Annotated in this window: 15 protein-coding genes; 1 reads left to right on the top strand and 14 read right to left on the bottom strand. The window is 68.0% G+C overall.

Annotation, left to right across the window (positions count from 1 at the left end; all coding sequences use genetic code 11):
- Window positions 1–193: 193 nt before the first annotated feature.
- From rlmH to AUL32_RS10925, 12 genes are all read right to left on the bottom strand, one after another.
- Complete coding sequence (gene rlmH, locus AUL32_RS10980; RefSeq protein WP_062114778.1) at window positions 194–676, bottom strand: 23S rRNA (pseudouridine(1915)-N(3))-methyltransferase RlmH; 483 nt, start codon at window positions 674–676, stop codon at window positions 194–196.
- A gap of 49 nt (window positions 677–725) precedes the next feature.
- Window positions 726–1055 carry a ribosome silencing factor gene (rsfS, locus tag AUL32_RS10975; protein ID WP_061972998.1) on the bottom strand — a complete coding sequence of 110 codons (330 nt, stop codon included), beginning with the start codon at window positions 1053–1055 and terminating at the stop codon, window positions 726–728.
- Between the two features lie 196 nt (window positions 1056–1251).
- On the bottom strand, window positions 1252–1890 hold the full coding sequence (locus tag AUL32_RS10970) for a nicotinate-nucleotide adenylyltransferase (RefSeq protein WP_082659548.1): 639 nt from the start codon (window positions 1888–1890) through the stop codon (window positions 1252–1254).
- Complete coding sequence (locus AUL32_RS10965; RefSeq protein ID WP_062114775.1) at window positions 1887–3173, bottom strand: glutamate-5-semialdehyde dehydrogenase; 1287 nt, start codon at window positions 3171–3173, stop codon at window positions 1887–1889. The genes AUL32_RS10970 and AUL32_RS10965 overlap by 4 nt, the downstream gene beginning before the upstream one ends.
- Window positions 3163–4320 carry a glutamate 5-kinase gene (gene proB, locus AUL32_RS10960; RefSeq protein ID WP_062114774.1) on the bottom strand — a complete coding sequence of 386 codons (1158 nt, stop codon included), beginning with the start codon at window positions 4318–4320 and terminating at the stop codon, window positions 3163–3165. The genes AUL32_RS10965 and proB overlap by 11 nt, the downstream gene beginning before the upstream one ends.
- A complete protein-coding gene (gene obgE, locus AUL32_RS10955) occupies window positions 4317–5387 on the bottom strand; it encodes a GTPase ObgE (protein WP_062114772.1) in 1071 nt (356 codons plus the stop codon). Before obgE ends, proB begins: the two co-directional genes overlap by 4 nt.
- Window positions 5388–5634: 247 nt before the next feature.
- Window positions 5635–6219 (bottom strand): DUF3833 family protein, encoded by a 585-nt coding sequence (locus AUL32_RS10950; RefSeq protein ID WP_192847451.1) that lies wholly within the window; start codon window positions 6217–6219, stop codon window positions 5635–5637.
- On the bottom strand, window positions 6216–6800 hold the full coding sequence (locus AUL32_RS10945; protein ID WP_061977538.1) for a GNAT family N-acetyltransferase: 585 nt from the start codon (window positions 6798–6800) through the stop codon (window positions 6216–6218). The genes AUL32_RS10950 and AUL32_RS10945 overlap by 4 nt, the downstream gene beginning before the upstream one ends.
- A gap of 125 nt (window positions 6801–6925) precedes the next feature.
- On the bottom strand, window positions 6926–7195 hold the full coding sequence (rpmA, locus tag AUL32_RS10940; protein WP_061972990.1) for a 50S ribosomal protein L27: 270 nt from the start codon (window positions 7193–7195) through the stop codon (window positions 6926–6928).
- A 131-nt stretch (window positions 7196–7326) separates the two neighbouring features.
- Complete coding sequence (gene rplU / locus AUL32_RS10935; protein ID WP_061972988.1) at window positions 7327–7722, bottom strand: 50S ribosomal protein L21; 396 nt, start codon at window positions 7720–7722, stop codon at window positions 7327–7329.
- Between the two features lie 133 nt (window positions 7723–7855).
- Window positions 7856–8518 carry a methylated-DNA--[protein]-cysteine S-methyltransferase gene (locus AUL32_RS10930; protein WP_062114768.1) on the bottom strand — a complete coding sequence of 221 codons (663 nt, stop codon included), beginning with the start codon at window positions 8516–8518 and terminating at the stop codon, window positions 7856–7858.
- Window position 8519: 1 nt separating this feature from the next.
- Complete coding sequence (locus tag AUL32_RS10925) at window positions 8520–9809, bottom strand: O-antigen ligase family protein (RefSeq protein WP_062114766.1); 1290 nt, start codon at window positions 9807–9809, stop codon at window positions 8520–8522.
- Window positions 9810–10478: 669 nt separating this feature from the next.
- On the opposite strand from AUL32_RS10925, the gene AUL32_RS10920 reads away from it, so the two are divergent.
- On the top strand, window positions 10479–11636 hold the full coding sequence (locus AUL32_RS10920; protein ID WP_062114764.1) for a calcium-binding protein: 1158 nt from the start codon (window positions 10479–10481) through the stop codon (window positions 11634–11636).
- Window positions 11637–11837: 201 nt separating this feature from the next.
- Here the strand turns inward: AUL32_RS10920 and lepA are convergent, their stop codons facing one another.
- Both lepA and AUL32_RS10910 read right to left on the bottom strand, forming a co-directional pair.
- On the bottom strand, window positions 11838–13652 hold the full coding sequence (gene lepA, locus AUL32_RS10915; protein ID WP_061972982.1) for a translation elongation factor 4: 1815 nt from the start codon (window positions 13650–13652) through the stop codon (window positions 11838–11840).
- Window positions 13653–13766: 114 nt separating this feature from the next.
- Window positions 13767–14954, bottom strand: a complete 1188-nt coding sequence (locus AUL32_RS10910; protein ID WP_062114761.1) for a YeeE/YedE family protein — start codon at window positions 14952–14954, stop codon at window positions 13767–13769.
- Between the last annotated feature and the right edge of the window lie 518 nt (window positions 14955–15472).

The following is a 15472-nucleotide window of genomic DNA, read 5'->3' as shown; positions in this document are numbered from 1 at the left end:
GTCCCGGCTTCCCATTCCCAGACCCGCGAGGCTAGGAGAGGATGCTTAAGATTCCATCAACCATGACCCATCCGCCGATCGCCTCGTGCCGCGCGCAAGCCCAGCGAAAGCAAGGGGATAGGATGGACAGGCGCGCCCGCGCCCGCCCGTTCTCCCTTTTCATCCCACACACGGCAGGCCAGGGATAGGCGGGTCAGACCCGATGGTAGGGATGGCCGGAGAGAATGGTGGCCGCGCGGTAAAGCTGTTCGGCCAGGAGAATGCGCACGACCTGATGCGGGAAGGTCAGCCGCCCGAAGGCGACGACGCGCAGCGCGCTCTTTCGCAAGTCGTCCGACAAGCCATCCGGCCCACCGATGACGAGCGCGAGGTCGCGCAGGCCCTCGTCGCGCAAGCTGCCGAGATCGGCCGCGAACTCCTCCGAGGAGGGCGTCTTGCCGGTCTCGTCGAGGACGATCAGCCGGCAATTTTCGGGCAGGGCGGCGAGCAGCCGCGCCGCCTCGTCGCGCTTGCGCTCCGGGACGGTCGAGAAGCGGGATTCCGGCAGTTCCACGACGCCCGCGAAGTCGAGCCCCAGCGGTGGGCCGGCCTTGCGCAGACGGTCGAGATAGCGGGCGCAGAGCTCCTGCTCCGGCCCAGCCTTCATCCGCCCGATGGCGGCCAGAGTCAGGCGCATGGCGAGGCCGCCGGGCGCTGCCGCCCGGCTCGGTTTCGAAGCGCTGAGCTCAATGCAGCTTCGTGTCGCTGCCTTCGCTGACGCTCCACATCTTTTCGATATTGTAGAAGGAGCGCACTTCCGGCCGGAAGATATGGATGATGATGTCGCCGGTGTCGATCAGGACCCAGTCGCCATTCTCCAGGCCTTCGACCTTGGCCTGGCCGTAGCCGCCATCCTTCAGGTCGCGCAGGAGATGGTCGGCGACGGCCGAAACGTGGCGGTGCGAGCGACCGGACGCGATGACCATGTGGTCGGCCAGCGCGGAGCGGCCAGCCAGATTGATCGCGACCACGTCTTCGGCCTTGGAGTCGTCAAGGCTCGCGGTTACGACGTCGATGACGGACCGGGCCGTGGACGTGTCGGCGGCGGTGACGTCGGAAGGAACGGCAAGGTCGCCCTTCAGTTCAGCGGCAGAAGTCAGCGAAGTTCTCCTTCAAGGGTCGCGATCGGGAGGCCAAAATCCTCCGTCTCAGGGGAGGCGGGCGCGTTCGCCCCCGTCTCCAAAAGAAAAATGGCAAGGATCTCTGTTGCTTTCAAGACGAGACGCTCGCCCGCAACATCGTGGATGACAGCCGCGACCGGGGCCCGTGCAGGAACACCCAGGCCGGCGGGGCATGGAAGGCGAGGCGGGCGCACTCCGCCTCCGGAATGCGAAACCGCGACAGGCTGCGCGCCGCGCTGGAAGACAGAAGCGCCAGGGTCGAGCCCGGCCGGTCCACCACGGCGATCGGCAGGGCGCTGGCGATGGCGCGCCAGTCCTGCCAACGATGGAAGCCGGCGAGACTGTCGGCCCCCATCACCCAGACGAAGCGTGCCAGCGGGCAGCGACGCTTCACCAGCCGCACCGTGTCGGCGCTGTAGCGGATCTGGTGCGCCGCCTCGAAGGCGGTGACGAGAATGCGCGGGTCCTCCACCAGCGCGCGGGAGGCCGCCAGCCGCTCGGCCAGCGGGCGCAGGTTGCGATGGTCCTTCAGCGGATTGCCGGGTGAGACCATCCACCAGATGCGGTCGAGCGACAGGCGCCGAAGCGCCGTCTCGGCGACGAGGAGATGGCCCTCGTGCGCGGGGTTGAAGGAGCCGCCGAAGAGCCCGACGCGAAGGCCGGGCTCGACATGCGGGATCGCCAGATCGGCGGAAGAAAGGGTCGCCGTTTCGGCGCTGGATGCGGTCACGGACGAAGCTGACCGGTGCCCGACACGCGGTAGTTGAAGGTCGTGAGCTGCTCGACGCCGACGGGCCCGCGCGCATGCATCTTGCCCGTCGCGATGCCGATCTCGCCGCCGAATCCGAACTCGCCGCCGTCGGCGAACTGGGTCGAGGCATTGTGCAGGAGGATGGCCGAATCCACCGAGCGGAAGAAGCGCTCCACCGCCGCAGCATTCTCGGTGACGATCGCCTCGGTATGATGCGAGGAATAGCGGGCGATATGGTCGATCGCGCCGTCCACCCCGTCCACCAGCGCCACCGAGATGATGGCGTCGAGATACTCGGTGCGGAAGTCCTCCTCGCTCGCCGGCAAAGCCTTCGGGTCGAGACGGCGGACGGCCTCGCTGCCGCGCACCTCGCAGCCCGCCTCGCGCAGCGCGTCGAGGATCGGCACGAGATGCGTCCCGGCCACCGCCTCGTCCACCAGCAGCGTTTCCGCCGCGCCGCAGATGCCGGTGCGCCGCATCTTGGCGTTGACCGCGATACCCCTCGCCATGGCGAGATCGGCCGCGCGGTCGACATAGAGATGGCAGAGCCCTTCGAGATGGGCGAAGACCGGCACGCGCGCCTCGGACTGAACGCGCTCCACCAGGGAGCGCCCGCCGCGCGGCACGATCACGTCGATCGCGCCGTTCAGACCTCTCAGCATCTCGCCCACCGCCGCGCGGTCCGTGGTCGGCACGAGCTGGATCGCGTCCACCGGCAGGCCGGCTTGCCCCAGCCCCGCCTGCAGCGCGCGGTGGATCGCGGCGGAGGAGGCGGACGAGTCCGAGCCGCCGCGCAGGATCACGGCATTGCCCGCCTTGAGACAGAGCGCGCCCGCATCGGCGGTGACGTTGGGCCGGCTCTCGTAGATGACGCCGATCGTGCCGATGGGCGTGCGCACCCGGCGGATCAGGAGCCCGTTGGGCCGGGTCCATTCCGACACGGTCGATCCGACCGGATCGGGCAGGGCGGCGATCTCGCGAAGGCTCGCGGCGATGGCGCGGATGCGCGTCTCGTCCAGCCGCAGCCGGTCGCGGAACGAGGCCGCCATGCCGGCGCCTTCCGCGCGCCCGAGATCCGCGGCGTTGGCAAGAATGATGTCGGGCATCGCCCGCTCCACGGCCTCGGCCATGGCGAGAAGGGCGGCGCTCTTCTGCTCGGCCGAGGCCAGGGCGAGCTCGCGCGCGGCCAGACGGGCACGCTGGCCCATGTCCTGCATCACCGCTTCGACGCTCATCGCGCTCTGTCCTGCCTTATCGAGCATGATCCGTTCCTTCCGACACTTCCTCCTGCCCGACGCGGCCTACCACGAGATCGTCGCGGTGGATCATCGTCGCGCGGGCGCCGCCGCCGAGCCGCTCCTCGATCGCGGCCGAGCGCAGGCCTGCCACGAGCCGCGCTTCCGCCGCGTCGTAGGCGACGAGGCCGCGCGCGACCTCCGAGCCCGCTTCGTCCAGCACCAGGATCGTATCACCGCGCCGGAACTCGCCGTCCACCCGTTTTACGCCGGCGGGCAGCAGGCTCTTGCCGGCATGGAGCGCGCGCACCGCGCCGTCGTCCACGGTGAGGCGGCCGGTGGCGTTGAGATGGCCGGCGATCCAGCGCTTGCGCGAGCGCACGGGGTCGGCGCCCGCGCGAAACAGGGTCTGCCGCTCGCCGCGCCGTATGGCGTCGATCGGGTTGTCGCGATTGCCGAGCGTGATGATCATCGCAGCGCCTGCGGCCGTGGCGATCTTGCCGGCGTCGATCTTGGTCTTCATGCCGCCGCGCGAGAAGATCGAGGCGGCGCCGCCCGCCATGGCCTCGATCTGCGGCGTGATCGCCTCCACCACCGGAATGTGGCGGGCGCTTGGGTTGTCAGCCGGCGGGGCGGTGTAGAGCCCGTCGATGTCGGAGAGAAGAATCAGGAGATCGGCCGACATCATGGTGGCGACGCGCGCGGCCAGCCGGTCGTTGTCGCCGTAGCGGATCTCGGCGGTCGCCACCGTGTCGTTCTCGTTGATGACGGGAACGGCGCCGAACTGCAAAAGCGTGCCGATCGTCGCGCGGGCGTTGAGATAGGGCCGGCGCTCCTCGGTGTCGCGCAGCGTCAGAAGAATCTGCCCGGCTTCCAGCTTGTGACGGCCGAGCGCTTCAGAGTAGGCGCGCGCCAGCGCGATCTGCCCGACGGCGGCGGCGGCCTGCGCCTCCTCCAGCTTCAGGGCGCCGGCCGGCAGCTTCATGATGGCGCGGCCGAGCGCGATGGCGCCGGACGAGACGAGCAGGACCTCGCGCCCTTCGCGGGCGAGCGCGGCCACGTCGTCGGTCAGCGAGCGCAGCCAGTCGAGCTTCAGCCCGCGCTCCCGGTCCACCAGGAGCGCTGAGCCGATCTTGACGACGATGCGACCGAAGCCGTCCAGCGCGTCGCTCATCCCCGCCAGTCCTCGTCCGACAGGTTGGCGCCGAAGCGGCGGCGGTCCTCGCTCGCCTGCTCGTCGGCCGCCTCGCCGTCGAAATCGGCGATCTCGCGGCGCAGGCGACGCAGCGCCTCGGGCATGCCGTGGCGGGTGATGGCGGAGAGCACGATGGGCTTGACGCCCGCCACCGCTTCCAGCTGCTCCAGCTTGTCGCGCCGCGTCTCGTCGTCCACCGTGTCGACTTGGCTCAGCGCCACGATCTCAGGCTTCTCGATCAGTTCGGGGTCGTAGAGTTCCAGTTCCCGGCGCACGGTCTCGTAGGCTTTGGCGACGTCCTCCTCGACGGCGGAAACGAGGTGGAGCAGGACGCGCGTGCGCTCGACATGGCCGAGGAACCGGTCGCCGATGCCCACGCCCTCGTGCGCGCCCTCGATCAGGCCGGGAATGTCGGCGATGACGAACTCGTGCCCGTCCACCGTCGCGACGCCGAGGTTGGGATAGAGCGTGGTGAAGGGATAGTTGGCGATCTTCGGCCGCGCGGCGGTGCAGCTGGCGAGGAAGGTCGACTTGCCGGCATTGGGCAGGCCGACGAGGCCGGCATCGGCGATGAGCTTGAGCTGGAACCAGAGCGTCAGCTCCTCGCCCTCCAGGCCCGGATTGGCGCGGTGCGGCGCCTGGTTGACCGAGGACTTGAACTGCCAGTTGCCGAAGCCGCCATTGCCGCCGGCGGCGATGCGCACCTTCTGCCCGATCTCGGTGAGATCGGCGAGCAGCGTCTCTTCGTCCTCGGCATAGATCTGCGTGCCGACGGGGACCTTCAATGTCACGTCGTCGCCCTTGGCGCCGGTGCGGTTGCGGCCCATGCCGTGCATGCCGATCTTGGCCCGGAAATGCTGCTGGTAGCGATAGTCGATCAGCGTGTTGAGCCCCGAGACGGCCTCGATGAACACGTCGCCGCCGCGCCCGCCGTCGCCGCCGTCCGGGCCGCCGAACTCGATGAACTTCTCGCGCCGAAAGGACACGGCGCCGGCTCCGCCGTCGCCCGAGCGCACATAGACTTTGACCCGGTCCAGAAATTTCATCGTTGCGTCTTTCGAATCCTGCTGCCGGCATCGAGGCCGGATCGGCATAAGGGGCGGGTTCGTCCGCCTCGTTTTGATTGAGAGCCTATCCCGCGAATTCGAATCCGCGCGAAAGGCTCTCGGCCTCTCATGTCTTTCGCATCGCCCGACGGCGAGGCGTCTCCGCCTTGCCTGGACATGCTCCCGGCCCTGGCCGGAGGGCTCGAAGGGGCATGGGATCGGACCCGCCGCCTTGCCGGCAGTGATCCTACGGATGCGGCGCCTTGGCAAGGTGGCGCTGCAAATCCGCCTCGCTCTTGCTGAACGTGACCTCGGAGCGCGCAAGGGGCACGCCGAGAAGGCGCACCGTCACATGGTTCTCCAGCGTCCCGTCGCCATTTGCCGTCATCACGTGCCGGAACGCGAGGCGCAGCGCCCGCCCGCCCGGTGCATAGCCGGTGTAGCGCAGCTCGACGCCCGCGGCCGTGCGCTCCCCCTCCACCGGAACGGCGGGGCGCAGCCGGCCGTCCCGCCCTTCCGTTTCCACCGTGCCGCGAACGAGCGGCCCGGCAAAGCGGAGATGCCAGCGTTGCAACCGCACGCCCTCAGGAAAGCGAAAGCGCTCGTCCAGCAGGAGCGTATTGCCCTCGACCCGGCCCTGGAAGCCGGCAGTGAAGGGCTCCGGCGAGAAGAACAGGGTCCGCACCTCGCCGGCGCTGACGCTTCGCCCGGCGAAGAAGCCGGCGAGATCGAACAGCGCGGCGTCCGCCCGCGCCGCATGAGTCTGCGCGAGCGAGGCCGTGAGCCCGAGCGCTAGGCCGAGCGCCGCGCGTCGGAGAAGCGCTGCGCTCACCGCCATCCACGCCCGCCCCAGGACTTCAGGGATTCCCAGGTGCGCCGGTCCATCCCATAGGTCTCGCTGGCGACGCGCCCGGCCACCAGCGAGGTGGACAGCCCGGTGCCGCGATAGCCGAAGCCGCATTTCTGGATCACCCGGCGCGAGGCGCCGTTGACGACGCGGCAGCGCACTTCCACCGTGCCGAGCTCCAACGCGCCGAAAGCATGGTCGATCATCGCCTGCGCCGCTTCCGTGGCGAAGCCCTTGCCCCAGAAGGGCCGGCCGATCCAGTAGCCGAGTTCGGCCGTGTTCTGGCGCTCCGTCGCCTGCAGGCTGCAAAGGCCGAGAAACCCGCCGGTCTCCCGCGTGGTGATCGCGAAGATCAACTCGCCGTCCACCGCCGCCAGGAAGCTCTCGGCATGGCCGAGGCTGTAGGGGTGGGGAATGCGCGAGGTCATCTCCGCGATCTGCCGGTCGTTGGCATGGCGCGCGATGTCGGGCGCGTCGCTCATGCGCACGGGGCGCAGGACGAGCCGGGCGGTGGCGAGCCGACTTTCGTCGTCTTCCTCGCCGGGGGGAAACTCCGCTGAGAGCATGGAACCGGTCCTCTGGATGAAACGGAAAACGGGGAGATGGCGGCCCATCTCCCCGTTTCGTTCCTGTCCCGTCGGAGCGGGTCAGAGGCCGGGTCGGTGGGACGCCGGCGCTCGTGAGCTACCGGTCACTCGGCGGCTTCGGCTTTCGGCATGACGGAAACGTAGGTTCGGCCTTGCGCCTTCGCCTGGAAGACGACGGTGCCCTGCGAGGTGGCGAAGAGCGTGTGGTCGCGGCCGATGCCGACATTGGTGCCGGGGTGCCAGCGGGTGCCGCGCTGACGCACGAGAATGTTGCCGGCCACGACGTTCTCGCCGCCGAACTTCTTCACGCCAAGGCGCTTGGACTCGGAATCGCGACCGTTGCGGGATGAACCGCCTGCCTTTTTATGTGCCATGGGAACTCTCCTGAAGTCTGATCTCGCGACGGGGGACCGCCAAGGGCGATCACGCAGCGCGCCGCGTTGGGTTCAAAACATGTGGACGGGAGCCGCCGATGCAAGCCCGAAGGGCTTCGGCGGCGCCCCGATCAAGCCTCGGCTTCGGCCGTGGCCTTCTTGGCCGCACGGGGCTTCTTGGCGGCTTCGCCTTCCTCGGTCGAGGCGGCGGCGGAAGCGGCCTTGCCGTCGGTCAGGATCTCGGCGATGCGCACGAGGGTCAGGTCCTGGCGGTGGCCGCGCGTGCGCTTGGAGTTCTGGCGGCGACGCTTCTTGAACGAGATGACCTTCGGGCCGCGCGTCTGCTCGACGATCTCGGCGGTCACGGTGGCGCCGGCCACGAAGGGCGCGCCGATCGTGGTGCCGACCATCAGCACCTCGTTGAAGGTGACGCGATCGCCAGCTTCGCCGACGAGGCGCTCGATCTCGAATTCGTCGTTGGCGGCGACGCGGTACTGCTTGCCGCCGGTCTTGATCACTGCGAACATGAGTTCAACCTTTTTGGGTCCGGCTCTCGGCGCCAAAGGCACCCGGGCCGTCTTCTTTTGGTTCTTGGAAGGCCCCCGGCGCATCGCGACGCACCACGGGACGCGCCTGCCATAACCGCCGAGCCACCTTTCGTCAAGGTTTTGCGACGGTTTCCCGCGCCGCCATTTCGCGCTCGTGCCTGAGCAGCCACGTCTTGCGCCAAAGCTTGCCGCCATAGCCCGTCAGGGCGCCGTCCGCGCCGATCACGCGGTGGCACGGAACGAGCAGCGCGATCGGGTTCGCGCCGTTGGCGCGCGCCACAGCCCGCACCGCAGCCGGCCGGCCCAGGTGCCGGGCGACCTCGCCATAGGAGCGCGTCTGCCCGGCCGGAATGCGCGCAAGTTCGTCCCACACCTCGCGCTCGAAGGCGCTGCCGAGACCCTTGAGCGGCAGGTCGGCGGGAAAGGGCATGCCGCCGAAATAGGTCGTCAGCGCTGCCTCGACGCGAGCGAGCATGGGGCTGGCGCGAAAGGCGATCGGCCCCGCCTTGGCCCGCAGGCGCTCGATCTCGCGCGGCAGGGCGATCCGCTCGGCGAACTCCAGAAGATGCAGATCACTCTCGCCGGCAATGGCCAGCATGGGGCCGATCGGCGTGTCGAGCCAGCTTGCCGCGAGCGTCGGCAGGAGAATGGCGCGCGCCGGCGCGTCGGTCACCAGCCGCGTGATCGCCTCGCGGAACTCGCGTCCCGAGCCGGGACCGGCGTCCGGCGGGGCGTCCGTCACCTCGGCTCCCTTGCGCAGGACGGCCTTGGCCATGTCAGAGCGTGCGCCGTCCATAGGGGTAGTCGGGTAGGACCGAGCGCACGGCGAGCGCCCGGAAATAGATCAGGAGAAAGGCCTCGAAGCTCGTGTTGTAGACGCCGCGCCCTTCGATCAGCCCGCCCATCAGCACCAGGAAGGCGGCGAGCGCGGCGGCGAGGGATTCGGGCGTGCGCATGCGGAACGGCGCGACGAAGGCGACATAGAACAGGGCGCCGACATAGGCGGCGAGGCCGAGATAGCCGCCTTCGCCGATCGCCATGATGTAGGAACTGTGCGGCTGGCGGATGGCGCCGAAGGGCAGGAGCAGGTCGAACAGCCGGTCCGAGATAGCCGATCCCGGCGAAAAGGCGCCGGGTCCGCGCCCGATCAGCCAATGGCCCTGAACCTCGTCCAGATACATCGACCAGATCACCGTGCGCCCGGTCAGGGTCGGGTCGCGGCCGAGCGCGGTGGTGACGGGCTCCCAGAGGTAAAGCGTGGCGAGGACGAGCGCGAGCACCGTGCCGATCAGGAGGCCGGAGCCGAGCGCGGTGGACAGGCGAGCGCGGATCAGCGTCGCCAGCAGCGCGAAGAAGCCGAGCGCCCCAAGGCTGACGGCCAGCGAGCCGGCCGAGCCCGACATGACGAGGCAGATGGCCGAGAGGGCGAACAAGGTGCCGGCCTTGAGCGGGCCCATCGTCGGCAGCGCGAAATAGGCGATCACCAGCGCCCACATGGCGGCGATGCCGAGGCTGTTCTTGCGCTGGAACAGCCCGCGCCAGACCATGTCGAACCCGTAGAGATGCGTGCCCCAGTCGGGAAACACGACGCTGACGACGAGCGATCCCGCCAGCATCGCGAACAGCGTCCAGAACAGGATCTTGAGCGAATGGCGCGGCGGCAACATCAGCCCGCAGGTCGCCGCCCCGAAAGCCATCAGGAACCAGAACAGGAGCGTGCGCACGGAAGTGACGAGGGAATCGCCGAGCGGCGTTGCCAGTACCCCGATCAGCAAAAAGGCGCCGAACGGGGCCAGGACCTGGGCCAAGGTTCGGCCCGAGCGGGTGTAGAGGTAGACCGCCGTGCAGGCGGCGATCGCGGCCCAGGTCAGGTAGCGGAAGGGCACGGAAAAGGGCGCGCCGCCCTCAAGGTTCTTTTCCGACAAGTCCAGGCTCGCCCAGTACCAGGCGGTGCTGAACTGGATGAGGCAGATCAGGAACAGGGCGTGGTAGGCACCGAAGCGCGAGGCAAGGCTGCCGAGCGAGAACCGGCTCCTGAACTCGGGTGAGGCGCTCCACGTCGTCATCGGAAATCTCCTTGGGCCTGCCCGCAAGAGCGCCCCGATCATGTCACGGATGGGGCCACGGGTGAAAGCCGGCCGGCTCCGGCCTTCGCACGGCCGGCGAGGCCATCGGGCCGTTTCGCACTGCGGCAATGACGCGGCGGGGGCGCGAAGGCAAGCCTTCGGCCGCCTCAGTCGTTCCAAGCAGGCTCTTTCGCGATCCTAGACGTTGGCTTCCCTCAGGGTCAGGACCGGGAGTCTTGATGGGCGCCTGGCGAGGCGCAGTGACGCCGTTCGACACCACCGATGGCCCAAACGTCGCTTTGCGCCGCCGCGACCATTCTATCGCGCTGCGGTCGCTTGACATTCCCCTTGGGGAATACAAAACATCACCCTTAACGAAGGCTTGACGATTTGGGAGCGATTTGCCGGGTTCGGGTCTGCAGGGTCTTGCTGGGCTGAACCGGAGGTTGCTTTCGTCTTCGAGGTTTCGCCTCTGCGTCGCTCGTTCCGGCACCGCGCCGAAAGAGCGGCGCCAGACCCGAAAGCCATCGAAACGAGCTAGAGCCAGCCGGCGGCGCCGGGTGCGGTCTTCGTTCGTCATCTTGCCTTGCAGCGTTTCGAAAGGCCCCACCGGGCCTCCGGTTCTTTGCGCCTGAATTCATCTGTATTATAAATCCATAAGGATATCTCATGGCCACCGACCCGACCCTTCAGGCGACGCTGAACCTGATCCTGGGCACCGCCGGCGACGACCGTCTCCTCGGCACCAGCGCCTCGGACCACATCGAGGGCCTCGACGGCAACGACACGATCTACGGCTTCGGCGGCAACAACACGCTGATCGGCGGCCTCGGCAACGACGCCCTCTACGGCGGCGACGGCAACGACCTCATCAACGGCAACAGCGGCAACGACCTCCTGTTCGGCGGCGCGGGCAACGACACGCTGTACGGCAGCGCGGGCAACGACACGCTGAACGGCGCGGCTGGCGACGACCATCTCTATGGCGGCACCGGCAACGACCTTCTGCTCGGCGGCAGCGGCAACGACCAGCTCTTCGGCGGCGAGAACAACGACGTTCTCTATGGCGACGCGGGCAATGACAGCCTGTTCGGCGGCATCGGTAGCGACAAGCTCTTCGGCGGAACGGGCGACGACAAGCTCTATGGCGAGGCCGGCAACGACACGCTCTTCGGCGGGGACGGCAACGACACGCTGGTGGGCGGCGTCGGCAACGACAATCTCCAAGGCGACGGCGGCAACGACCTGATCCATGGCGACGACGGCGACGACTCGATCTACGGCGGCGACGGCAACGACACGATGACCGGCGGCCTCGGCAACGACACGATCAACGGCGGCACGGGCGAAGACCTGCTGAACGGCGGCGACGGCAACGACAATCTCTACGGCGCGGCCGGCAACGACACGATCAGCGGCGGCGCTGGCAACGACCTGATCGACGGCGGCACCGGCAACGACGTGCTCTATGGCGATGCCGGCAACGACATCATCAACGCGGGCGACGGCGACGACAAGCTGTTCGGCGGCTTCGGCGACGACATCCTCATGGCCGGCCGCGGCAACGACACGCTGACCGGCGGCGAAGGCAAGGACCAGTTCTGGTTCGAGGCCAATTTCGGCAACGACCGCGTTCTCGACTACAAGGAAGGCGAGGACACGATCGGCTTCCGCAACGGCGTCTTCGCGGACGCGGCCGACGTTCTCGCCCATGCCGCGCAGGTCGGCAATTCGGTGGTCATCACCACCGACACCAACGACACGCTGGTTCTGGCCGGCGCCAAGCTCGCTGACATGACCACGTCGGACTTCTTCTTCTTCGCCTGATCGAAGCGAAGCGGCCTTCGGGCCGAACCTGACGACCCAGGGGTCGGGCGCGCGAGCGTCCGGCCCTTTTTCGTGCGCCGAGGCTGGCATCGAGGGCAGGGCGCTCCAACGCAAAACGCGCCGCTCCTTATGGAAAGCGACGCGTTTCGTATCGGTCCAAGCCTGCCCGTGAAGGTCGGGCGGGCGAAAAGCCTGGGAGGCTTAGCTGTCCATCTTCAGGGCGGCGATGAAGGCTTCCTGCGGAATGTCGACCTTGCCGAACTGGCGCATGCGCTTCTTGCCCTCTTTCTGCTTGTCGAGGAGCTTGCGCTTGCGCGAGGCGTCGCCGCCATAGCATTTGGCCGTCACGTCCTTGCGCAGGGCCGAGATCGTCTCGCGCGCGATCACCTTGCCGCCGATCGCCGCCTGGATCGGGATCTTGAACAGGTGGTTGGGGATCAGCTCCTTGAGCTTCTCGCACATGGCGCGGCCGCGCTTCTCCGCCTGGGTCCGGTGAACCAGCATGGACAGGGCGTCCACCGGCTCGGCGTTCACCAGCACCGTGAGCTTGACGAGATCGCCCTCGCGATAGTCCGCGAGCTGGTAGTCGAAGGAGGCATAGCCCTTGGAGATCGACTTCAGCCGGTCGTAGAAGTCGAACACGACCTCGTTGAGCGGCAGCTCGTAGCTGACCATGGCGCGCTTGCCGACATAGGACAGGTCGGTCTGCACGCCGCGCCGCTCCTGGCAGAGCGTCAGGATGTTGCCGAGATAGTCGTCCGGCGTCAGGATCGTCGCCTTGATCCAAGGCTCGTAGATCGCCTCGATCTTCATCGTGTCCGGCATGTCGGCCGGGTTGTGCAGTGGGACCGTGGTGCCGTCGATCAGCTTGATGTCGTAGACGACGGAGGGGGCGGTCGCGATCAGGTCGAGATCGAACTCGCGGCTGAGGCGCTCCTGGATGATCTCCAGATGAAGAAGCCCGAGGAAGCCGCAGCGGAAGCCGAAGCCGAGCGCGGCCGAGCTTTCCATCTCGAAGGAGAAGCTGGCGTCGTTGAGGCGCAGCCGGCCCATGGCGGCGCGCAGATCGTCGAAGGCGGCGGCGTCGGTCGGGAACAGGCCGCAGAAGACCACGGGCTGGGCCGGTTTGAAGCCGGGCAGCATCTCGGCGGTCTGGCGCTTGTCCTCGGTGATCGTGTCGCCGACGCGTGTGTCGGCCACTTCCTTGATCGAGGCGGTGATGAAGCCGATCTCGCCGGGGCCTAAGGCCTCCATGTTGATCATCTTGGGGGTGAAGACGCCGACCCGGTCCACCGGATACTTGGCGTCCGTGCCCATCATGCGGATGGTCTGGCCCTTCTTCAACTCGCCGTCGATCACGCGCACGAGCACGACGACGCCGAGATAGGCGTCGTACCAGCTATCCACCAGCATGGCTTTCAGCGGGGCCGAGCGATCGCCGGCCTTGGGCGCGGGCAGGCGCGTGACGATGGCCTCCAGAACCTCGTCGATGCCGATGCCGGATTTGGCCGAGATCATCACCGCGTCGGAGGCGTCGATGCCGATCACCTCCTCGATCTGCTCCTTCACCTTGTCCGGCTCGGCGGCGGGAAGGTCGATCTTGTTGAGGACGGGCACGATGTCGAGATCGTTGTCGAGCGCGAGATAGACATTGGCGAGCGTCTGCGCCTCGACGCCCTGCGCGGCGTCCACCACCAGGAGCGCGCCCTCGCAGGCCGAAAGCGAGCGCGAGACCTCGTAGGCGAAGTCGACATGGCCCGGCGTGTCGATGAGGTTCAGGACGTAGATTTCCCCGTCCCGCGCCTTGTAGTGGAGGCGAACGGTCTGCGCCTTGATGGTGATGCCCCGCTCGCGCTCGATATCCATCGAGTCGAGGACCTGTTCCTTGCCCGCCATCTCGCGCGCGTCGAGACCGCCGGTCGTTTGGATCAACCGGTCGGCGAGTGTGGATTTGCCATGGTCGATATGGGCGACGATGGAAAAGTTGCGGATGCGGGAAAGAGGCGTCTGGCTCATGACGCCCGCCTATATTGAATTTGATCCAAAATCGGAAATGAAATCGCGCTTTGGCCGCTCGGCACGAGGTCAAAAAGCGGCGGGCGAGCCTTCGACAAGCTCACCCGCGCACCATCAACGGAAGAAGAAGGGGCGCAGCCGCACGCCCACGACGTTGCCGGCGAAGGCCGCCACCATCCAGAGCCAGCCGTGTAGGCTGCCCGAGGCGATGCCGGAGAAATAGGCCCCGATATTGCAGCCATAGGCGATGCGCGCGCCATAGCCGAGCAGCAGCCCGCCGACCACCGCCGCCACCAGCGAGCGCAGCGGAATGCGAAGGCTGGGCGCGAAGCGGCCGGCAAGGCCCGCCGCCAGCATGGCGCCCGCGATGATGCCGAAATCCATGACCGAGGTGACATCGGCGAAGACGCTTTCCGACAGCGCCTTGGCATTGGCCGGCGTCTGCCAATAGGCCCAGGAGGCGGGGTCGAAGCCGATCAGCGCCGCACCCTTGGCGCCCCAGAGCGCGAAGGCCGAGGTGATGCCCCAGGGCCGGCCGGCGAGCGCCAGCGTCACGAAGTTGAGAAGCGCCAGCGCGACGGCACCCGCCACCACGGGCCAGGGCCCACGGGCAAAGCGCGAAAGCCCTTGGCGGGGCGAGGGGGCCTCCTGTTCCAGCGCGCCGTGGCGCTGGCGCTCCACCAGAACGGTGAGCCCGGCGATGGCGGCAAAGAGCGCGAGCGAGAGCGCGATGCCGCCCCCCGCGCCGAAGCTCTGCACCAGCGACACCGGCTCCAGGGCGGGCAAGCCCAGCCACCAGTCGAAATGCAATGTGCCGAGCACCGAGCCGATGATGAAGAAGAGGAGCGTCACCAGCATGCGCGCATTGCCGCCGCCGGCGGTGAAGAGCGTGCCCGAGGCGCAGCCGCCGCCCATCTGCATGCCGATGCCGAATATGAAGGCGCCGAACACGACGCCGGTGGAGAGCGGCGCGAGCGAGCCCTTCACCGGCAGGCCGAAGAGCGTGCCCGATGCGAGCACGGGGAAGAACAGGAGAACGGCGAGGGCGAGCATCACCATCTGCGCCCGCAGGCCCTTGCCCCGCCCGTCGAGAATGAAGACGCGCCAGGCCGAGGTGAAGCCGAAGGCGGCGTGGTAGAGCACGAGGCCCAGCGCCCCGCCGAGCAGGAGCAGCGCGCCCTGGCGCGGGCCGTAGACCGTCCCCAGCGCCAGCGTGCCGAGGGCAAGCGCGAAGGCGGCCGCGAGCGCCGGCGGGCGGATCGGCGGCGCGGAGAGGGCGGAAGCGGGCAGGGCGCGGCTCATGCCGGGCCTCCTTTCGGGGAGCGGGCGAAGGGCGAGTCGAAGTCTGACCGTAAGTTGGCCTTGTCTTTTCGCAAGCGCCAAGGATGGCATTCCAAGATGGCGCGCGCGGCTGCAACGATATTGCGCGAAAAGATGGCTAGGAGAAAATGCATTCCTCCAGGAGCGACTGACACATCCCTTTGGAAGACTGTCGAGAGCGGCGCAGACTCATAAGAGAGCGAAGCGCAGCCGATGCGGTGGCGCAGGCGTAAGCCTTCCTAGCGACGCAAGCGGGAAAGGCTGGATCAACCGGCTCAGTGAGTTTTATCGGCGTTCTGAAGGCGCGAACACAAATCCCCAGCCTCGCGAATGATCGCCTTTCAGCCCGGCCGACCACCGAGCGCCACAACTTCCTCCGCCGTGAGTTCGCGCACCGCGCCCTTGGGCAGGTCGCCGAGCGACACGGCGCCGATCCGCACGCGCACGAGGCGCAGCGTTTCCAGGCCGATGGCGGCGAGCAGGCGGCGGATGTGGCGGTT

The organism is Aureimonas sp. AU40, assembly GCF_001463785.1.
Lineage (GTDB): Bacteria > Pseudomonadota > Alphaproteobacteria > Rhizobiales > Rhizobiaceae > Aureimonas.
Note: the sequence above shows the minus strand (reverse complement) of the source record. Positions and strands in the feature narration are given on the sequence as shown.